Origin of the sequence: Clostridium manihotivorum (assembly GCF_004015185.1) — a bacterium.
Classification (GTDB): domain Bacteria; phylum Bacillota; class Clostridia; order Clostridiales; family Clostridiaceae; genus Clostridium_AR; species Clostridium_AR manihotivorum.
The window spans coordinates 1,614,288-1,636,276 of the sequence record NZ_CP025746.1 but is presented as its reverse complement, the minus strand read 5'-3'; the positions used below and the strand labels follow the sequence as shown (position 1 = coordinate 1,636,276).

General features: G+C 30.9%; 19 protein-coding genes and 2 tRNA genes. 4 read left to right on the top strand and 17 right to left on the bottom strand.

Features of this window, described 5'->3' with window-relative positions:
* Window positions 1-207: 207 nt before the first annotated feature.
* The 15 genes from C1I91_RS07400 to C1I91_RS07330 all read right to left on the bottom strand — a co-directional run bounded on the left by C1I91_RS07400 (window position 208) and on the right by C1I91_RS07330 (window position 15,638).
* Window positions 208-1,104: a metal ABC transporter solute-binding protein, Zn/Mn family gene (locus tag C1I91_RS07400; RefSeq protein WP_128212289.1), complete on the bottom strand. Its 897-nt coding sequence runs from the start codon at window positions 1,102-1,104 to the stop codon at window positions 208-210.
* Window positions 1,105-1,200: 96 nt separating this feature from the next.
* Entirely contained in the window at window positions 1,201-3,978 is a 2,778-nt protein-coding gene (locus tag C1I91_RS07395) for an ATP-binding protein (RefSeq protein WP_128212288.1), read from the bottom strand.
* Entirely contained in the window at window positions 3,968-5,107 is a 1,140-nt protein-coding gene (locus tag C1I91_RS07390; RefSeq protein WP_128212287.1) for a metallophosphoesterase family protein, read from the bottom strand. Before C1I91_RS07390 ends, C1I91_RS07395 begins: the two co-directional genes overlap by 11 nt.
* Before the next feature lie 208 nt (window positions 5,108-5,315).
* Window positions 5,316-5,534 carry a hypothetical protein gene (locus tag C1I91_RS07385; RefSeq protein WP_128212286.1) on the bottom strand — a complete coding sequence of 73 codons (219 nt, stop codon included), beginning with the start codon at window positions 5,532-5,534 and terminating at the stop codon, window positions 5,316-5,318.
* A 196-nt stretch (window positions 5,535-5,730) separates the two neighbouring features.
* Entirely contained in the window at window positions 5,731-5,928 is a 198-nt protein-coding gene (locus C1I91_RS07380) for an alpha/beta-type small acid-soluble spore protein (RefSeq protein WP_128212285.1), read from the bottom strand.
* A gap of 92 nt (window positions 5,929-6,020) precedes the next feature.
* Entirely contained in the window at window positions 6,021-6,416 is a 396-nt protein-coding gene (locus C1I91_RS07375; protein WP_128212284.1) for a hypothetical protein, read from the bottom strand.
* 273 nt (window positions 6,417-6,689) lie between these two features.
* Window positions 6,690-6,765, bottom strand: a tRNA-Trp gene (locus tag C1I91_RS07370).
* Window positions 6,766-7,051: 286 nt separating this feature from the next.
* Window positions 7,052-8,710, bottom strand: a complete 1,659-nt coding sequence (locus tag C1I91_RS07365; protein WP_128212283.1) for a peptide ABC transporter substrate-binding protein — start codon at window positions 8,708-8,710, stop codon at window positions 7,052-7,054.
* A gap of 57 nt (window positions 8,711-8,767) precedes the next feature.
* Window positions 8,768-9,742, bottom strand: a complete 975-nt coding sequence (locus C1I91_RS07360) for an ABC transporter ATP-binding protein (RefSeq protein ID WP_128212282.1) — start codon at window positions 9,740-9,742, stop codon at window positions 8,768-8,770.
* 9 nt (window positions 9,743-9,751) lie between these two features.
* Entirely contained in the window at window positions 9,752-10,792 is a 1,041-nt protein-coding gene (locus C1I91_RS07355; protein WP_128212281.1) for an ABC transporter ATP-binding protein, read from the bottom strand.
* A gap of 12 nt (window positions 10,793-10,804) precedes the next feature.
* Window positions 10,805-11,722 carry an ABC transporter permease gene (locus C1I91_RS07350; protein ID WP_128212280.1) on the bottom strand — a complete coding sequence of 306 codons (918 nt, stop codon included), beginning with the start codon at window positions 11,720-11,722 and terminating at the stop codon, window positions 10,805-10,807.
* A 15-nt stretch (window positions 11,723-11,737) separates the two neighbouring features.
* Complete coding sequence (locus C1I91_RS07345) at window positions 11,738-12,661, bottom strand: ABC transporter permease (protein ID WP_128212279.1); 924 nt, start codon at window positions 12,659-12,661, stop codon at window positions 11,738-11,740.
* An 874-nt stretch (window positions 12,662-13,535) separates the two neighbouring features.
* A tRNA-Trp gene (locus C1I91_RS07340) sits at window positions 13,536-13,611 on the bottom strand.
* A 312-nt stretch (window positions 13,612-13,923) separates the two neighbouring features.
* Window positions 13,924-14,544 carry a CBS domain-containing protein gene (locus tag C1I91_RS07335; protein WP_128212278.1) on the bottom strand — a complete coding sequence of 207 codons (621 nt, stop codon included), beginning with the start codon at window positions 14,542-14,544 and terminating at the stop codon, window positions 13,924-13,926.
* Between the two features lie 170 nt (window positions 14,545-14,714).
* A complete protein-coding gene (locus C1I91_RS07330; protein ID WP_128212277.1) occupies window positions 14,715-15,638 on the bottom strand; it encodes a metal ABC transporter substrate-binding protein in 924 nt (307 codons plus the stop codon).
* 304 nt (window positions 15,639-15,942) lie between these two features.
* Between C1I91_RS07330 and C1I91_RS07325 the strand changes: the two genes are divergently transcribed.
* The 4 genes from C1I91_RS07325 to rimI all read left to right on the top strand — a co-directional run bounded on the left by C1I91_RS07325 (window position 15,943) and on the right by rimI (window position 18,961).
* The gene (locus tag C1I91_RS07325; RefSeq protein WP_128212276.1) at window positions 15,943-17,181 is read left to right on the top strand and encodes an HD-GYP domain-containing protein; all 1,239 of its coding nucleotides are present in this window, start codon (window positions 15,943-15,945) and stop codon (window positions 17,179-17,181) included.
* A 180-nt stretch (window positions 17,182-17,361) separates the two neighbouring features.
* Entirely contained in the window at window positions 17,362-17,823 is a 462-nt protein-coding gene (gene tsaE / locus C1I91_RS07320) for a tRNA (adenosine(37)-N6)-threonylcarbamoyltransferase complex ATPase subunit type 1 TsaE (RefSeq protein ID WP_128212275.1), read from the top strand.
* Entirely contained in the window at window positions 17,820-18,521 is a 702-nt protein-coding gene (gene tsaB / locus C1I91_RS07315) for a tRNA (adenosine(37)-N6)-threonylcarbamoyltransferase complex dimerization subunit type 1 TsaB (RefSeq protein WP_128212274.1), read from the top strand. The genes tsaE and tsaB overlap by 4 nt, the downstream gene beginning before the upstream one ends.
* Window positions 18,521-18,961 carry a ribosomal protein S18-alanine N-acetyltransferase gene (gene rimI / locus C1I91_RS07310; protein ID WP_128212273.1) on the top strand — a complete coding sequence of 147 codons (441 nt, stop codon included), beginning with the start codon at window positions 18,521-18,523 and terminating at the stop codon, window positions 18,959-18,961. The genes tsaB and rimI overlap by 1 nt, the downstream gene beginning before the upstream one ends.
* A 77-nt stretch (window positions 18,962-19,038) precedes the next feature.
* Here rimI and C1I91_RS07305 read toward each other — a convergent pair whose 3' ends face one another.
* The gene (locus tag C1I91_RS07305) at window positions 19,039-19,902 is read right to left on the bottom strand and encodes a thiamine pyrophosphate-dependent enzyme (protein ID WP_128212272.1); all 864 of its coding nucleotides are present in this window, start codon (window positions 19,900-19,902) and stop codon (window positions 19,039-19,041) included.
* A gap of 3 nt (window positions 19,903-19,905) precedes the next feature.
* On the bottom strand, window positions 19,906-21,576 hold the full coding sequence (locus tag C1I91_RS07300; RefSeq protein WP_128212271.1) for a 2-oxoacid:acceptor oxidoreductase subunit alpha: 1,671 nt from the start codon (window positions 21,574-21,576) through the stop codon (window positions 19,906-19,908).
* Window positions 21,577-21,989 lie beyond the last annotated feature (413 nt).

Genomic DNA, 21,989 nt, shown 5'->3' with positions numbered 1-21,989 from the left:
AGGTTATTTTCTCTAGAAAGTCATATACCATTCATTTTTATTATTGCGCTCAAATTAGTATTTAAATCCTATATTGTATAATCATATGTAACTTTATCTAATAGAAGCTTTTAAATAGTAAAAAAGATTATGAGACTATTACCACAAGTATATATAACTCGTTTTAATACACCAGTTATATACATAGTAATGTCTCATAATCTTCAGTTACTTTAGACTATTATATATTTTATCAAGATTATCTTTCATACTTTCATAATAATCCTTATTATCTTCTTTGCTTTCAATAGTATATATACTTTGAACATTAGCTCCAACTTCATTTGCTAAGGTTTCTGATACTTTAGGACTAGCTAATTGCTCAGCAAATATAGTTTTTACTTTGTTTGTTTTGCAGAATTCTACTAATTCTTTAAGTTTCTGGGGAGTTATTTCTCCTTCACCAAATACATCTTCCACACTTTTTTGAGTAAGTCCAAAGTCTCTGCATAAATATCCAAAGGCCTCATGCCCTGTTACGAAATCCTTATTGCTAAGCTCTTTAAACCTGCTAACATTGTCAGAATAAAGCTTATCTAGCTTTTCTGAGAAGTCCTTATAATTTTTCTCATAATAATCTTTATTTTTTGCATCAGCTTTTATTAAAGCTTCTTTTATATTATTAGATTGTATCTTAGCATTTTTTAGACTAAGCCAAATATGAGGGTCTATTTTACCCGCTGTTTTTATTGCCTCTATCCCCTTTGAACTATCTATCAGCTGGATTTTATCCTTATCCTCTATAGTATCTGTAACTTTATCTAGCCACTCTTCCATACCAAGACCATTATATATAAATATCTGCGACTTATTTAATTCAATAAGATCTTTACTCTTTGGCTCAAAATCATGAGGTTCCATGCCCTCAGGTACCATCATATTTATATCTATTTTATCTCCACCTATAGCCTGTGCAAATTCCTTAAGAGGATTTATTGAAACTGTCACCTTTAGTTTTTCATCATTCTTTTGCTCTGTTTTTTTTGTACATCCTATCAAGGCTACTGATAAAGATACAACAATTACTCCAAAAATTACTTTTGACAAAGCTCTTCTTTTATTCATACCGGCACTCCTTTTGCAAATGATTTGCATTTCCTTAAAAAGTATACAATCTATAAAGAGTATTGTCAATATTAGACTACAAAATTCATTAATATTTTATAGGTTTATTACATTTACCTTTTCTCTGTCAGATAAGATATCAACTTCTCTTCTTTGACAGGTAAACAATAGTACCTGCCTTTTATATGAAATATCATATAGATAATCAAGGATATTTTTTATTCTCATATCATCATATTGTACAAAAGCATCATCTAAAATTATAGGAACATTCTTATCCTCAAATATCATATCAATAAGTGCTAGCCTTAAAGCTATATACGCTTGATCCCATGCACCATTACTTAGATATTCAGCTTTTATATATCTTCCATCAACGCTTTGTTTCACAGTTATATCGAAATTTTCAGTTACCTTTACATCTTCGTATTTTCCCATAGTTATTTTACTTAATATAGTTGCCACTTTTTGATTTAAGATAGGCCCAAAACTTTTTTGTATTTCTTTAAAGGATTCATCCATCACTTCTTGAGCAATCTCAATGGCTTTAACTTTTCTTTCATATTCTTTTATTTGTTTTTCTACTAATTCTATATCCTGTTCTATAACATCCAGTCTTCTACTACTTAAAAATATATTTTTAATGCTATATTCTATATCTTTAATAGATTTTTCAACATTTAATAATTCTACTTGTTTAACCTTAATCTCATTTTCTATATCTTCTTCATTTTCATAAGAAAACTCATTAGTATCATTAATTATTTCCTTTATTTCTTCCTCAATAGCTTGTATATCTCTATCCTTTAAAAGCACTTTATAAGTTTCTTCTATAGAATTAAGTCTCACTATAAGTTCTTCTCTCTGCTGTAATTTAAACCTTAAATTCTTTACCTCCTCGATTATGTCTTCCAACCTTATATGCTCCAGTGATAAAGCTCTTAGTTTTGTATATACAGCTTGTTTTTTTTGTTCGATATCACTTAAAATATATTCTATATTTTTTCTAATTGCCTCTGCTCTATTATTTAGTTCTAAAACTTCTTGATTAATAATTTGATACTGTTTCATATTTTGAACAAATTCTTCTACGTTACTGCTTTTAGTTATAGATAAAACCGAATTTATAATTTTTTCATTTTGTATAGCAACATCTTCTAGTTCATATATATTTATATTTTTAATACTATTCTTTTTTTCATTAATTACAGCTTCTAAAACCTTAATCTCATTTTTATAATTATCAAAAGAGTTTAGATATTTTTTGAAGTCTATGTAATTTGAACTCTCTGAAATATCAAAGTATCCGTTCAACTTTTTTTCATATCCTTCTACAGCGTCCCTCAGTCTATCTATCTCACCTTGTTCTTTTATATTATTTATTGCTTGTTGTAAAGAATACTTATTTTTATTTGTAAATATATAGGTTATCATAGAAATCACCATTAAACCTAATGCTACAGTCATAGATATTCCTAATGGTATTACTCTTAATGAACCTAGTAATAAGAATACAGCGGCCAAAATCACCATAAGTACAGCTACTATTTTAGAAGAAAGGTCTTTAAGTTTAAATCTTTTCAAGTCCATTTCACTAAACTCCACTTTTGACTGTCTATCAATTAGAAATTTTAATTCCTTCAAACTTTCCTCGTAGCTGTTGAGAAGAGTATCTATATTATCCCTTTGCTCTTTAATAATATTATAATCTTTCAAGCTACCTATCTTACTCTCTATTTCCATCTCTATTCTGCTTATTTCTTCATTTGTATCTAGTACTGTGGATATTTTTTCTTCTATATGCCTTTGTTCCATAGATACTTTTATTACTTTCTCGTCAATATCAGAATCAAAGTTCTTAAAACTGCTATATAAGCTCAAATAATTTCTTTTAGCCTCTAATTCTTCTAGCAATGTTCTCTCTTCTTCAAGCCTTTGATTGTAGGTGTCTAATAAATTAAATATACCAACAGTCTCCTCTTGAAGTTCGTCTAAGAAGTGATAATCTACTACTCCATTGTCAGAAGCCAGATTATGTTCATACTCTTCTTTTTGTTTTTTTAACTCTTGACTTTTCTTTAGATATTCGGTTATCTCACTATACTCTTCTTTTAATTTAAGCCTCTTCAAATGCTTCTTATATATTTCTAGCTTTTTTATAGCTATCTCTAGTTTTTCCTTTTTTGAGTTAAGCTCAATATACATCTTTTCATTATCCAAATTAGCTTCTGCTAGCTTAAAGGCATTGTTTCTTTCCTCCAAAAGATTATCATATCTAATCCTAAGCAGATCTAACTTTCCGCCTTTTCTTTGGGTTACCAAGCTCTTCTTGTATTGCTCTAAGGTATTCTTTGCTTTTTGGTAGGATATATTTTCATTTCCTGTTTGAAATGAGTTACTGATCTTATGAATAATATCATCTTCTTTTGAATTTTTCACATCACCGCTAAGTTGCCTAATAAAAAGGGTATTTTCAAACGCCTGAGAGTTAACATCAAAAATATACTTCCCTACCCCATCGTTGTTCATAGCTTCAATCTCTTCACCTGTTATTGAATCTATTGCCTGAATAGTATCTTCTTTTTTAGTACTACCAAAAGTTCTTCTTATTAAGTACTCATTTCCTCTATAACTAAAATCAATTTGTCCCTCTGCTTTATTATCATTAATTGATAAATATCTTAATCTTTCATTTTCCCTCAAATCCTTAATTCTTTTACTGCTAAGACCATAAAAACATGCCTTTATAAAGGTTTGAAGAGTACTTTTTCCTGATTCATTTTCTCCATAAATAATATTAAATCCATCTTCAAAATCAATATTTTTTTCTACAACCTTTCCAAACCTTGTTACATTTATCCTTTTAATTATCATCTATTACAATCTCTCCTTCAGAAAGACTTTGTATTCCAAATTTTAAAGCTAGTTCATATATATCTTTTTCATCTTCTTCGCAACTACCTAGCTTCTCCATTAATTTCTTAGCGAATATTCCTTTAATAGAATTTTCTACTGTTACCTCATTTACATTAAGTTTAATTTTAGTAGAATCCTCAACCTTTACAAAATAAAAGTATTCACTTAATTTATTAGTTAAAACCTCTATATCTAAGTTAAATTCTTCTTCAAGCTCACCAGTGAGAACAATTTTATATAAATCCTTCTCCCTACTATCCTTATTTATTACTTCTAATACTTTAATCTTTATATCTTCATAGTTTGTAATATTAGTTACATTGATATTTTGAATGTTATAACTTCTCTTATTCATTGGAACGAACCTGAGATTGCTATAGCCTTCACCTATTTCCCCTATAATGATCCCTTTCTGTCCTAATTCATCAAAACCTCTACCTTCAGGGCACCCGCAATATGCATAAAGAGTATTTCTAGATCTCTTAATTTCTGAAAATTGATGTTTATGTCCTAGGGCTACATAATTCATTGAAGAATTTCCTATATCTTCAACAGTTATTGGATTATACTCGTTTAAAGAATTCGATGCAGCAACTTCTCCATGAAGAACCATTAACTTTATAAAGTTTTTATGTTCTTCTAAGATTTTAAAATCCATAAGCATGGACTTCTTAATATAGTTAGTTGTAAAGCCTGCTCCGTACACTACTACATTTTTATCCTTAATTACATAACTGCTAAACCCTGAATCAAATATGTGAACGTTAGACGGCCAGTCTATCATCTTATAAAAAGATCTACTGTTTATTGGGTCGTGATTTCCTGGAGAAATAAATATATCTATATTAGGGATACTTTCAAATCTTTTTCTTAAAAAATCTAACGTACTCTTTCTCACTCTTAAGTTATCAAAAATATCACCTGCCAATAGAACAGCATCTACACTCTCTTTACTAGCAAGTTCAATAACTGAGCTAAAAGTTTCTTGAAGCTCTTCTTTTCTTTGCTCTGACACATCAATTGGTAAGTCTGAAAAAGGCGTGTCAAAGTGTAAATCACTACAATGCAATATTTTTATCTTATTCATATGCTCCTCCAAAAAAACAGCTTAATCATCACACACAACGAACTTTTGTTCTCATTTTAGCATAAATGAAAATTAAAAAAAAGAGGCTATGCCTCTTTTTAAGTAGATAAACTTATAATCTAAACGTATTAAATATAACTTTATATAAACCAATAACCAATAGTTATAAAACAATATAGGCATAGCGAAGATTTACACCAACAATCCTCTACTTGTATATATTTTCTCCAAAGGATGCTTTGTAGGGATAAATATCTTCTACACTCTTTCCAAGCTTCTCTGCAAATTCTTCTGCCTCCACTTCTTTTATGGCTTCTCCATTTTTAAAAACCTTAACATTATAAATCTGTCCTTCTTCATTTACCAAAAATTCGCTGTCATAACTTGAACCATCGTCGAAAGTAACTATACCTCTTTTCCAGTTCATAAATTAATCCTCCCTATTAATAAGAATTTAAGAAGAATAAAAAACTTGATAAAATATTAAAGAGGCACAATTTCTTGTGCCTCCGGTATTAGAATACTATCTTCCTGGTGGTACATCATTACCCATAGTAACTCCTCCCTTTTAGGTCAGATTACTTTGCTTACGATTCACCTGCAAAGATTTTAATCCACTGTGATTATGATCTAGTAGTTAAGTGGCCCTCGTATTCCTCTACCATTCTTTTCACCATTTCTCCACCGATGGAACCACATTGTCTCGATGTCAAATCTCCATTATAATCACTTAATGGAATTCCTAGTTCTCTTGCTACTTCTGATTTAAACTTTGATAAACCTTGGCTCGCCTCAGGAACTAATTTTCTTGACCTTGACATATCTCATTCCTCCTTTGGTTTTGAAGTGGTTAGTAAACAACTTCTGTTTACACTATTATATTAACCACAAAGAAAATTTATAGTCTATTTAATTAAATACAATTTTGGTATTTATTTCTACTAAAATCTTTGATTACATTAATAGCTTCTTTATTATTATTTACGAATACAGGATTAATTCCTGACTTCTTAATAAACTTCTTAAGCTGATAACTTCCTATTATAGATTTAGGTAATATTATTATAGAAATACTCCACTTTTCTTTTGAGAGACTTACCAAAAACTCACAATACATATCAGTTACTTCAGACTTTATAAGCTCTAAATTTGAGGTATCAAGAACTAAAATTTTATTTTCTACACCTATATTTTCATTAATATCCATGTACTCTCTCATCATGTATGTAAGTTCGTCAACTCCGATGTATCCTTTAATTATATTTCTTATAATAGCTTTTTTTCTATAATACCTAAAATAATAATACATCTTTTCACCCCAAATTTGAAACTAAATATCTATTAATAAGCTTAATTATTATTACAATTATTAAGAATAATTACATATATTCACATAACGTTAATTATATCATATTTGAAATAATTTGTAAATTGAAAAAGAAATTTAGATTTATTGCTCACTTGTTGTAGTATTTGTGCATAAATACAAAAATTCTAATCATATTTCCTTGGCAGTAAAAAGAAAAGGTCTCGAATATTAATAAATATTCGAGACCTTTTCTTCTTACACCAATTTAACGTTTGGCAGGGGCAGTAGGGATCGAACCCACAACCTACGGTTTTGGAGACCGCCACTCTACCAGTTGAGCTATACCCCTATAATAACGCTTACAAATGATATAATACCATTAATTTAGACTTTGTGCAATAGTCTATAACTAAAAACTTTACTTTTTTCGCATCTGCCTTTCCTAATGTATATAAGAAAAATCTGGCATGCCACATATTATTTCTTTCTATACCCTTTCTCCTATATATACATTTAAGCGATCTGCGAATACTTGTCTACATCTCTATCTAAAGTATAATTTTATGAAGAATAAAAAACTGCTGACAAATTGTCAGCAGTTTAAATAATATATATTTATATATTATATGATTCTATTATTTTTCAGCAGCTTCTACAACTGTATTTCTGAAGTATACGAATCCTAATGGAGACTTTTGAACATCTTTTATATTGTTCTTAAGTGCAAGAACATTAGTGTAGTAGTATATTGGAATTACTGGTACATCTGTCATTATTATATCTTCAATCTTATGAAGATCATCAGTTCTCTTAGCAGGATCAGTTTCTTTCTTAGCCGCATCTACTAACTTGTCGTAATCAGGATTTGTGTAACCTGGATTGTTGTTACCACCGTTAGTATAGTACATATCTAAGAATGTCATAGGGTCATTGTAGTCAGCGATCCAAGATGTTCTACATACAGCAAAGTTATGCTTAGTTAAATCGTCTAATTGAACTTTTCTTTCCTCATTAACTAATTGTACGTCTATTCCTAAATTCTTCTTCCACATATCTTGTATAGCTTGAGCTATGTTTTGGTGACCTTGACCAGTGTTGTACTTAATCTCAAGTTTAGGGAATCCCTTACCTTCTGGATATCCAGCATCAGCAAGTAACTTCTTAGCAGCATCAACATCAGCTGTAGTCTTTATATAATCCTTATTCTTAAATTCTTTAGCAGCACTGTCTACTATCCCCTTAGGAACATAACTTGTAGCTGGAAGCTCTCCACCCTTTGTTACATTCTCAACTATAGCAGTTCTATCTATAGCTAAACTTAAAGCTTTTCTTACATTAACATTGCCTAGAGCTTTTGCAACATCAGGAGCAACATTTTTACCTGATACATTTATTGCATAGTAGTAAGTTCCTAGATATGGATATACCTTAGCCTTACCATCTTTGATTAAGCTTTGCTTTTGCTCTGCTGGTAGTAAGTCTGTTGCATCTATATCTCCAGCTTCGAATGCATTTAATGCAGCTGTTTCATTGTCTAACATTGTATATTGGATTTTATCAAGCTTAATGTTTGACTTATCCCAATAGTTATCATTCTTAACAAATGTCATATGATCTTTTTGAGCATATTCAGACATTTTATATGCTCCATTACTTACAAATGTCTTAGCATCATTTGCCCAACCTTCTTTATTAGCATCAACTATATCCTTTCTTACTGGGAAGTAAGTTGGGAATGCAGTTAATGATAAGAAGTATGCTGTTGGTGCTTCTAAAGTAACTTCTAGTGTATAGTCGTCAACTACTTTTACACCTAAATCTTCAACCTTAGCCTTACCACCGTTGTATGCTTCACCATTCTTTATATAGAATAATTGATAAGCATAATCAGAAGCAGTTTCTGGAGCTAAAGCTCTAGACCAAGCGTAGTAAAAATCGTTAGCTGTAACGCCCTTACCATCTGACCATTTAGCGTCTTTTCTTAAATGGAAAGTATATTTTAGACTGTCGCTTGAAACATCATATTTCTCAGCAACACCTGGTGTAACCTTGTTGTTAGCATCTACGTTTTCTAAACCTTCGAATGCATTAACATCAACAATTCCACCTTCAACTGAGTTGTTTAAGCCTGGATCTATTGTCTTTGGTTGAGCCCCAAGGTTATACTTTATAACCTGATCAACCTTTGCTGTTGAAGAAGCTTCATCTTTCTTTCCACAGCCTACAAAAGTTGTTCCTACTACTAGAGTAGCAAGAATTAATGAAAGAACTTTCATTTTATTTCTTTTTAACATTATTTTACCCCCTTATTAGGAAATTTGTATAATTTATTTAAATTAATTTATACCTTTTTAATATAAGTGACATGCAACAGAATGATCTTTGCCTACTTCCTTTAATAATGGTGTAACTTGTGAGCATATAGGCTTAGCATATTTACATCTGTCTTTAAATCTACATCCAACTGGAGGATCAATTGGAGAAGGTGTTTCACCTTGCAATACGATTCTCTTATTCTTGCTTGCCATATCTGGGTCCGGTATTGGGATAGCAGATAACAAAGCTTGAGTGTATGGATGTAATGGCTTGCTATAAAGTTCATTACTTTCACCTATTTCAACTAAGTGACCTAGGTACATAACTCCTATTCTATTTGAAATATGCTTAACCATTGATAAGTCATGAGCTATGAATAAATAAGTTAACCCTAAGTCATGCTGTAAGTCTTCAAGCATATTTACAACTTGAGCCTGTATTGAAACGTCTAATGCTGATATAGGCTCATCACAAACTATAAATTCTGGATCAACAGCTAGAGCTCTAGCTATTCCTATTCTTTGTCTTTGACCACCAGAAAATTCATGTGGATATCTTGAACCATGATCTCCGTTAAGTCCTACTTTTTTCAAAAGGTAAGTGATTTTATCATTTCTTTCACCTTTTCCTAAAAGCTTTTGAGCATCTATAGCTTCACCTATTATATCCCCAACAGTCATTCTAGGATCTAGTGATGCATATGGATCTTGGAATATCATCTGCATTTTTTTTCTGTATGGTAACATATGTCTAGGAGATAACTTTGCTATATCTTGACCATCATAAATTATTTGACCTTCTGTTGGCTCATATAATTTAATTATGGTTCTTCCAGTTGTAGTTTTACCACAACCAGATTCTCCTACGAAACCTAAAGTTTCACCTTTTTTTATACTAAAAGAAACATCATCTACTGCTTTTACATTAGATATCTGCGTACCTAGTATACCCTTTTTTATAGGGAAATATTTCTTTAAATTCTTAACTTCTAATAATATTTTATCTTCCATTTTATCCAATTACCTCCCTGTGCCTTTTGGAGATTCTTCTATTGTATCATCAGGCAACTTTCTTTCAACCTTTGGCGCCATTGGATGGTTTAACCAGCATGATGAATGATGATTTTCTGATATACTAAACTTCTCTGGCATAGCCTCCATGCAAACCTTCATAGCATACTGACATCTAGGAGCAAAAGGACAACCCTTAGGAGGATTTAATAAATCTGGCGGCGTTCCTTCTATAGGCTTTAATCTTTCTTTAGTGTCTAACTTTGGATTAGGAACACTATTTAAAAGTCCCCATGTATATGGATGTCTTGACTTGTAGAAAATATCTTTTGTAGTTCCGCTTTCTACTACTACTCCACCATACATTACATTTATTCTATTACATATATCTGCAACAACACCTAGATCATGAGTTATTATTATTATAGATGTATTCAACTTATCTTTTAATTCTTTTAGTAATTCAAGTATCTGTGCTTGAATAGTAACGTCCAACGCTGTTGTTGGTTCATCTGCTATTATAAGTTTAGGATTACATATAAGAGACATAGCTATCATAACTCTTTGTCTCATACCACCTGAAAATTCATGTGGATATTGGCTAAGTCTTTTTTCTGGACTTGGTATCCCAACTAAACTAAGCATCTCAACTGCTTTCTTTTTAGCTTCTTCACCAGTAATCTTAAGATGCTTCTTTAATGGTTCCATAAGTTGGTCGCCAACAGTCAAAACAGGATTTAATGAAGTCATAGGATCTTGGAAGATCATGCTTATCTCATTTCCTCTTATTTTTTCCATTTCTTTATCTGTAAAGCTACTTATTTCTTCACCATTAAAAACAACTTTACCTTCTTTTACCTTACCACTTTCAGCAAGTAATCTCATAATGCTCATCATTGTGATACTCTTACCACTACCTGATTCACCTACGATTCCAAGTACTTCTCCTTTGTTTAAATGAAAAGATACCCCTCTCACTGCCTTAACTTCTCCAACGTGTGTGTAGAAAGAAGTATGTAAATCCTTTATTTCAAGTATTTTTTCATGCATTATTTTTTCCTCCTACTTTCTCATCTTAGGGTCTAAGGCATCTCTTAAACCATCACCAAGCATATTAAACGCAAAAACAGTTATACAAATTGCTAAAGAAGGAATAATTAATTGTGATGGATGAGTTCTCATCATTTCAACAGCTTCAGATGCTAGGGTACCCCATGAAGCCTTAGGTGCAGATATACCTACACCTACGAAGCTTAAGAAAGATTCAGTAAAAATAGCTTCTGGTATTGCTAAAGTTAAAGTTACTATTATAGAACCCATACTGTTTGGTATAAGATGTCTAAATATTATACTAAATGGCTTAACACCAAGTGTCTTAGCAGCTAATACAAATTCTTGTTCTTTTAAAGTTAATATCTGACCTCTAACAATTCTGGCCATTGTGGTCCACATTGATATAGTCATTGCTATTATTATACCTTTTATATCTCTTGAACCTAAAGCAACACTTATAAGTATTACATATATTAGCATAGGTATTGAGTTTAGTATATCTACTATTCTCATCATTACCATATCTACCCAGCCGCCAAAGTATCCTGAAATTCCACCATATATAATTCCTATTATTACATTAAGTGCACTGGCAACAAATGCAACTGTTAAAGAAATTCTTGCACCATATGCAACTCTAGTGAAAATATCTCTTCCGAACTTATCAGTTCCGAAGAAATGGTGCATGCTTGGCCCTTGATTTGCTATACTAAAATTCTGTGTTGAATAATCATAAGGTGAAAACATCGGAGCAAATATAGCTAGTAGTGTCATAAGTATAATTACAATTAGACCCATTAGAGCTAACCTATTTTGCTTTAATCTTCTCCAAGCATCTTGCAAATATGTCATCGAAGGTCTTGCAACACCTTCTTTATCTTTTTCATTATCTGGAACTAATTCAAATAGATCCTTCGTAAATTCCATTATTCCACGCCTCCACTAATCTTGTATTTTAATTCTAGGATCTACAAATCCATATAAAATATCAACAATTAAATTACATAATACTAGGAATGCACAGTAGAAAATGGTTAATCCCATAATCAAAGTATAATCTCTGTTACCAATACTTGTAACAAACTCTCTTCCTAGTCCAGGTATTCCAAATATTGATTCAACCACAAAGCTTCCTGTAAGTACTGATGCTAAAAGTGGTCCTACATAAGTAATTATTGGAATCATTGAATTTCTTAGCGCGTGTTTGCTTATTACCACTCTTTGTGATAACCCCTTTGCTTTTGCAACTCTTATAAAGTCTTGTCTTAGAACTTCTACTAAGCTTGACCTTGATAATCTAGAAACGAAAGCCATTGAGTATCCACCTAAAGCTATAGTAGGTAAAATATAAGAAGCTGGTGTTTTTAACCCTATAGCTGGGAATATTTTAAATTTTATAGCAAAGAAATAAGTTAAAAGTGTAGCCATTACAAAGCTAGGAACCGTTACACCTATAGTTGATATAACCATAGATACTCTATCCTGCCATTTATTTTCCTTTAAGGCAGATAATATACCAAGTAGTACACCAAATACTAAAGAAAATAATACTGAAGCCAATCCTAATCTAGCTGAAACAGGAAAGAACTTCTTAATAACATCATTAACTGTTGTTCCTTCATATTGCATTGAAGGCCCCAAGTCACCTTTAGTAATAATAGTACTAACATATGTTGTATATTGTTGTCCTAGAGGCTTGTTTAATCCAAATTTCTTATTCAAGTTCTCAAGTATAGAAGGTGCTAATTTCTTTTCTCCAGTAAATGGTCCCCCTGGTATTGCTCTTATTAAAAAGAACGTTGCAGTAATTACTATAAATATAGTAAGTAAACTTATAGCAATTCTCTTTAATGTGTATTTAAACATTTTTTAAGTCCCCCTTTAAATATGTTTATAGATGCTAAATCTTAATTTACTCTTCTAATGAATCCATTTTCTTAACAAAAACCTTTAAATTTCAATACAAAGTAACTGACTAATTATTTTGTATCATTATCTCTCAACTAACATCTCCTCATTCATTGATATTTTTCTTAAGTTTATATAAGAAATTATAGATACTAATTATCATTTTGTAAATACATTTTTAAATTTATTATTAACTTTAAAATTTTAGGTGCAACATTTTATCTTTTTAATATAAACTTTTAAATTTTATCCATAGTAAACATTTTCATATCCACTTATTTCCCAGTTTTATAATATTAATCAACTCAAAAGTCTCTAAATTAGCTATATTTGCATTAAAATTATTAATTTAATAATTTATCTATATATATAATAAAAACTAATAATTTTTATCCTATCAATAAAATTATTAGTTTCTTCTTTAATTAAATAAAATGAATATATTGTATTTTATGTAATGTAATGCTTGTATTAAGAAGACTTTTATAGTATATAATGGTAAATCTATTTAACGAGTAAATTTGTACTATTAACTTATAGTATTTTTTCTTTCTACAATATCTCAATCAATTTTATTTTTATCAATTATTCAATTCTAATACAAATATAATTTTTATTATTAGCCTCGTAATACTATTAAATGTGTTTTCTTTTTTATTGTATATACTAACAAGCTGTTCTAATCCATTAGTATTACTTAACTTAGCTAATTTTTTTATACTTTCCTGGGAAATAAAAAAATCTCTTTTCATAATAATTTATGAAGGACTTGCTTTCATAACAATTTCCGCAAAGTAAAAAAAGCTAGTAGAATAAATATTCTACTAGCTTTTGGCAGGGGCAGTAGGGATCGAACCCACAACCTACGGTTTTGGAGACCGCCACTCTACCAGTTGAGCTATACCCCTTCGAACAAATAAGATTATATAACATATATACAAATAAAGCAACATTTTTTTGTACTTATTTTTATTCTTTATTTTCACAAGTACCTAAGATATATATTGATAACTATTCACCGCTTCGCTTCAAAATCTATTTTCAAAGCTCTTCTGCTTTATAATATGAGATTAAAAACAATAAATTTTATTACGAGGTAGTCAATCTATATATTATCTAGGACCTTACATGAAATATAAATTCGCTAAAGCGATTCACTTTAGCGAATTTCTTTACACACATATTTCTGCTGAATGTACAGAGAATTTATGTTTATATAATTAGACAACTTTAAAGCCAGCTGCCTTAACCTTATCTTTTATAATTTCTAAGTTATTAGTCTCCATTCTAACAACTATTTCTTTTACATCTGTAACGCTCTTTGGATCGATTACAACAAAACTCACTATATCGGCCTGATTTTCTGTAAGTATCTTGGATAGTCTAGATATTTGTCCTGGAACGTCATATGCTGTTACTGCCATTCTTTCTCCTTTATTAAGACCAAATACATTTGTATATTGCTCAAACACTGCATGATGAGTTAGTATACCAACAAACTTATCAAATTCATCAACTACAGCTACAAAGGAAACATGAGTTTCTTCTAACAGGGCGACTGCTTTTTCAACTTCTTCATAAAGATTTATCTTAGGGATATCTTTTCTTAAAAGATGTGATACCGAAAAATCTTCTAAAAGGCTTTTCTTATCTGCTCCCTTTTCAAAATAGAACTTATAAATAATATCTTGGGCAATTGAACCTTTAAAGTATTCTCCGTCTACTACAGGAATAGATAAGAATTTGTTTTTATCCATTATTTCTAATGCTCTTCCTATAGTTGTATCAGGTGTGACTGTTATTAAATCTTCTTTTGGCAATATTATAGTTTTTACTAGCATATTCTCTCCCCCTTTATTCCCTTATATTTATATTATAAGGCATTTATTATGGTAATTATATATTATTTTTTAAAATTATCCAACAATTTAAAAAATTCTTTCACTAATAATATTAATGAGTATTTTTTGATAATTATATACAAAAGTCGTAACAGGATTGTATAATCCCATTACGACTTTTCTTCTAAACCTTTAAACTTTGATATTAAATTATAAAAAAAATCTTTATACTTATCTGAATACTCAGGTATCTTAATCTCCATATCTGAATAGGTGACACCGCTAAGTCTATTTTTAAATGCTCTAAACTTTTCTTCATCACTATATATTATTAAGTTTTTATTTGAGTCCTTATTAAAATCTTTTTCATAGTCTTGTATTTTAGTTAAATCCGTAATCTTAGTAGCATTAATCCCCAAGTATTTTATTATATAATCCAAGTCATCATCCGTTGTATATACTCTATAGTCTTGAAGATCACTAGAAGCATCTTTCAAATCATTAGTTATTTTATCAAATTCATCGGTTACTTCCTTATAATTCTGCTCATAAAACTCTCTATTTTTAGGATCTTTATCTTGTATTGCACTTTTCAAATTGTATAAAAATATTTTATATTCATCAGGGCTCAACCAGTAATAAGGATTAATCTTTATTTCATAACCATTTATATTCTGTGGCTTAGTATAATTCAAGGTTTTAGTTCCTCTGGATAGATTTACAATACCGACTTTGCCTTTCTTCAAACCATCTATAAATTCATTAATCCAAGGCTCTGTACTAGTTCCCATATATAGAAGAAGATCATATTTTGAAACATTATCTAAGGAGTCATTTGAAAACTTAAAGTTCATTGAATCATTTCTATTATTGAACATGTAGCTGACATTATGTTTATCTTTTACGATTTGTTTGGCAGAATTATATATAAATTTATTTGTAGTTATTATATTTAAATACACATCTCTCTGCTCTACAGTACTGTCAACAGAATTAACCACTTTAGGTTTGTAGTATGTACTTATAAATATGAAGAAGATTATATTTATACCAATCAGTACAAAAGTGAATTTTTTCATATCAAACTTTTTCATTACTTCACCTCACTTTTACCTACTGTATATTTTATATCTAATCCAGCCTAAATTCAAATGCATCTAATAAATAAAATTATTATTTTAATTAAAGATGCACTAATACGATGTAAAATCCATTTTCAATTCTAATTTGGTTGCTGAGAGCCCAATTAGAAAGTAAAAATCAAAACAGTTTTAAGTATTTTGTTTAATATATTTATTACAATCTGTATGTAATTATAATTTATTCACTTTCATAATGACATTATTGTCAAATTATGATAAAATAATATTCGACAATTTTCTTAATGAGGTAAGCATTATGCAAGTTTCTATTGATACAATAATACCTGCTTTATCAATAACAGTATCTCTAGCAGAGATGTCAGTTGAAAAGGTTGTTAGAGAAAACTTAAACGGGGTTACAATCCAAGATATTGAACTTGACAATTCTACATATCACTCAAGACGCGCTTCATATATAGCGCTGCAACTTGGAAAAGCTCTTAATCTAAACGAAAATAGTTATAAAGACCTGTATATGTGCTCTTTACTACATGATATAGGATATGGAAATGTATTATATAAAAATTATTCTGCTGATGAAATAATAAGTAAGCACTGTATCGAAGGAGCCGATATAGTAAAACATATTCCAAAGATATGTTACCTTTCAGATGCTATATTATATCATCATGAACATTGGGATGGAAACGGTGTTTTTCAAGTAAAAGGAGATTCTATACCTATAATAAGCCAAATCCTTAGAATAAGTGACATAATAGACTCTGAATATAGTACTCTTCTCCCTTATTTTAAGCAGAAGGACAAGATTAAAGAATTAATTTTAGAGAACGTTAACAAGATATTCTCTCAGAAAATTTATGAAGCATTCCTCAAGGTTAGCCATACGGATGAATTCTGGTTAAACCTTGCAAACAACCGATATCTAGAATTAGTCCTTAAGGACCTTATCCCTTCTATAGATATAAAATTAGATATCCATGAGTTAATATCTATCGGTGAAATTTTTGCAGATATGATAGATGCAAAAAGCACCTTTACAGCAACTCACTCGAGAGGAATAGCTGAATTAGCTTATTTAGTATCTAAATATCTTGGATATGATGATGAGAAGTGCTTAAAGATGAAGATTGCCGGTCTTTTTCATGATATTGGAAAACTAGCAATACCATCTTACATATTAGATAAAAATGGGCCACTAGATGGAGATGAATTCTCCATGATAAAGTCTCACGTATATTTTACAAGACTCATTCTTTCTTCAATGAATGGAATCGAAGAGATCTGCGATTGGGCTTCTAATCATCACGAAAAACTAAACGGCAATGGATATCCAAGAGGTGTAGTGGACAACTGGCTTTCTGAAGAATGTAGGGTAATGGCTGTTTGTGACATATATCAGGCTCTTACTGAAGATAGACCTTATCGTAAAGGTATGAATAAAGGCATGGCTTTTTCAATCTTAGACAGCATGGTAGAAGATGGATCAGTCTGTGCTACTGCAGTTAACAATTTAAAAAATGCTATTGGACAATAGCTAGAGCTTTATATACCACTTCATTATTAAAATAATACCTTTAGGTTATTATAAAAATTATAATAACCTAAAGGTATAATTTGCAAATGAGGTGGTATATTTTTAGATTATCTTTTCTTTTTATAGAATATTGGGTAGAATAATAGAAGTAAAAGGCTTTATTTTTGAAAGGAGATTATTGTGGAATTTATATTCGATTCTGTTGATTGTACTATTGAACTTGGAAGACAAATAGGTTCTATATGTAATCCTGGTGATATTTTTTGTCTTACTGGTGACTTAGGCACCGGGAAAACTCATATAACTAAAGGTATAGCTAATGGCCTTAGTGTAAAAGAACATATAACAAGTCCAACATTTAATATTGTTAATGAGTATCACAGCGGAAGATTAACACTATATCACTTCGATGTTTATAGAGTATCTGACCCAGATGAAATATACCAAATAGGCTTTGATGAATATATTTTTGGTAATGGTGTTAGCATTATAGAATGGGCTAATTATATAGAAGAACTTATTCCTGATCAGTACGTACATATAAAGATAGAGAAACTTCCTGAGCAAGGAGAAAACTTTAGAAAAATTACAATAAATTATTTTGGAGATAGATATGAATATCTTAAGGAGTTAAGTATATGATAGTTCTTTCAGTTGATTCATCATCGAATAGTGCAACAGTAGCACTTGTAGCGAACAAATCAGTAATAGGTGAAATAAATATTACCGATAAAAAACAACATTCAGAAGTTCTTATGACTATGATAGACTCTGCATTAAAACTTTGTGGTCTTACAATAGACCAAATAGATGGTTATGTAGTTTCAAAAGGACCTGGATCTTTTACTGGACTTAGAATAGGTATGGCTACAATAAAAGGATTAAGTCTAGGTAGCAATAAACCTACTGTATCTGTTTCTAACTTAGATGGACTTGCATATAATGTGATAACTCATAAAGGATTGATATGCCCCATAATGGATGCGTTAAGAGGAAATGTGTACACCTCTTTTTATGAAAACTCCAATGGAGAACTAAAGAGATTAACTGATTATATGATTTTGTCCATTGATGAGCTTATAACTAGATGTATAGAGGATAACAGGCCTGTAATATTTGTAGGAGACGGTACTGAAAAGCACAGATCTACTATAGAATCTGCATTAAAGAATTCAGTTTTCGCCCCTCCTCACTTAAATTATGCAAGGGCTTCTACTTTAGGTTTAATCGGTATTAACCTTCTTGAGGAAGGTATTTGTGATGAAGTAGATGCAGCTCCTTTTTATCTTAGAAAGTCTCAAGCAGAAAGAGAATATGACAAAAAGATGGGGTTAGAGTAATGGATATAAAAATTGAGCCTATGGAACTTGACTCCATCGAAAAAGTCCTTGAAATAAGCGAGCTTTCTTTCCCAATCCCTTGGAGTCGTAAGTCCTTTGAGCAGGAGCTCTCAAATGTATTTGCTAACTACTTTGTTGCAAAATCAAACGATGAGGTCATAGGCTACGGTGGTATGTGGATAATAATTGATGAAGGCCATATAACAAACATTGCTGTCCATCCGAAGTATAGAAATCAAGGCGTTGGAGATAAAATCCTCAGCAAGATGATAGCGACCTGTAACGAAAAAAAAGTAATAGCTATGACTTTAGAAGTAAGATCGTCTAACCTAGCTGCTCAAAAACTTTATTCAAAGTACGGATTTATTTCAGAAGGTATCAGAAAAAAGTACTATGAGGATAATGGTGAAGATGCTATTATAATGTGGAAAAGATGGTAATGTCTTATTACTACTTAAATCTGAAATACAATAAAACCTAGAATTAATATAAATTAATTCTAGGTTTTTTATTAGCATTACATAAATTCTTCTACAAACTTATCTCCATCAGTTGGAACCCACTGTCTGTCTACAATAACATTTCCTGCATTCAATACTGGGTGCAAATCATGGAATGTAGGCTTACCCTCTTCTTTGTAAAGTATTCCTAAAGGAATACCTACATCTCCAAATTCCATTGCCTTTACAATAGCTGCTCCCTTATTGGTTGAATCATAATTTTCATCAAGATAATAAACTCTATCCTTGTACCATTTGAAGGTATTAATCTTATTAAAACTAACACAAGGTTGCATTATATCTATTAAGGCATATCCTCTATGATTAACAGCTGCCTTTATCATACTCTTTAAATGCTCTTTATCTCCAGAGAAACTTCTTGCTACAAAAGTTGCTCCTGCTGTAATTGCCAATGCAAGCGGGTTAAGAGGCTCAGAAATTACTCCTTCAAACTGCATCGAAGTCTTTTGTCCCCTTGCAGTTGTTGGTGATCCCTGACCTTTAGTAAGTCCATAAATCTGATTGTCATGAACTAACTGAACCATATCTAGGTTTCTTCTTATATTATGAATAAAATGATTTCCGCCTTCACCATATGCATCTCCATCTCCTGAGGTAACTATAACCTTTAATTCAGGATTAACCATCTTTATAGCTTGAGCTGGAGGTAATGCTCTTCCATGCAATCCATTAAAACCATTTGCTCTTATATAATGAGGAGTTTTAGCAGCCTGACCAATACCTGATACCATCATAAGATTTTCAGGTTTAATATTTAACTCTGCTACAGCTTCTTTTATCCCATCTAATATAGAAAAATTACCACAACCTGGACACCAAGTATTTTCATCATTACTATGATACAACTTTAACTCTAACATATACTATACCTCCTTAGATAGTGTTTTAACTATCTCTTCTGAAGTTATTTGACGTCCATCATACTTCAGAATACTGTCACTCATCAATATTCCTGTTTCTTGAGTTATAAACTTGCCTAGTTGGCCTGTGAAGTTTTGCTCTACATTAATTATCTTCTTGGCTAAAGCACTATATTTTCTTAACTTTTTTTCAGGTAATGGATAAATATCACCAAAGGAAAGCGCTCCAATCTTTAAACCAGATTTATTTAAAACTTCAGTAGCTTCCTTAATAGCTCCATAAGTGGATCCCCATCCAACAAGAAGAACATCTATATCGTCTCCACCAAAATACTCTGGCTCTTTTTGATCTTCTTTTACAAGTAAGTCTAGCTTTCTCATTCTCTTTTCCATTTGAGCATTTCTTACTTCAATCTCTTCTGTTATATGAGCATACTCTGTATGTTCATCACTATCTACAAGAACTACTTGGCCTTCAACCTTTCCTGGTATCAATCTTGGTGATATTCCTGATTCAGTTACCTTATATCTCTTATAATCTTCGTCTAGACCATTTCCATCCCATATATGTCTTTCAATTTTTAGTTCTTCAAGTGCAAATCTTGGAATAGTTATATTAGAGTCAGCAAGATATTGATCAGTCAGTAGAATTACTAAAGTTTGATATTTATCAGCTATATTTAAAGCTCTAAAAGTTTGATAGAATGCATCTTCTGCATTTCTAACACTTAAAACCACTCTTGGAAACTCTCCTGGAGAAGCAGTAAGTAGAAAACTCAAGTCGCTTTGTTCAGTTCTTGTTGGAAGTCCAGTAGCTGGTCCTGGTCTTTGCGAGTCAATAACAACCAATGGTGTTTCTGTTATTCCTGCTAAGCCAAAAGCTTCAACCATTAGTGCAACTCCTCCACCTGATGAACCAGTCATTGCTCTAGCTCCAGCATAAGAGGCACCGATAGCCATATTTATTGCACTAATTTCATCTTCAGCCTGTTCAACAACTATTCCAGCTTGTAAGGATTTCTTTGATAAGTATGTCATTACACTTGTAGCTGGAGTCATTGGATAAGCTGAGTAAAATGATAATCCTCCAACTAATGCGCCTAAACCTATAGCATCATTTCCATTTATTATTAAGTGATTTGACAAGTCTTTACCAGTTAGTGTAAACTTTTCTTCTACTAGTTCTCCACCTTTTTTAAAGGCCTCTATATTTTTATTTCTTATAGGTTCCGCAAGCTTCTTAGCTATAAAATCTTCAAATGAACCTTTTATACCAAAGTGCTTTAATATTGCTCCTGCTGCAACAAAGGTAAAAGCCTTAGATAGACCTATATCTTTTGCTGTCTTTAGTAATGGAAGGCTTACTAGTCTGCTATCGTCATATTGAATAGCTTCATCAGCAATTATTATTCCATTTTCATTAAGTTTATCCTTATGAATTTCTACAGTATCTCTATCTAATGCAAGTATTAGATCTAATTTTTCCACGTGAGAATGAATTGGTTCATCCCCAAATCTTATTTGTGTGAAGTTATGTCCGCCTCTTACTCTTGACATATAGTCCTTATTAGAGAAAACATAAAATCCGCCTTTTTTTAGAGCCTTTTCAAGGAAAATACTAACTGTATCCATTCCTTGTCCAGCACTTCCACCTATTAATATATTAAGCTTCAATGTAAAACACCTCTCTTATAAAACAATCTTTTCAATCCCGACTGTTTCTGTCTGATTTAATAATATGCTTTATTTTATTATTTGTAAATAATCATTATTAATTAAAATTAATTATCATTGCTCTTAGAGCTTAAATATTTCTATTATTCTTTAGTTTTCTCACAATATTACATTATTTACTTCTGCTCTCTCTAAAAAGAATATTAAATAAAAGGGGGAAAAAGTACTGATATAACCTTAAATATCTATTATATATTTTTTACTGTATATTCTAACAAGCTGTTTCCAAGCCTTTACATTGCTATTTTTAGCTAACAAAAGGTTCCAGACCTTAGCTTATAGTGAAAAAGGCTGATAGCAATTGCTATCAGCCTTTTAAAACTTATACTTTAATATTCAGGAATATAATTTTT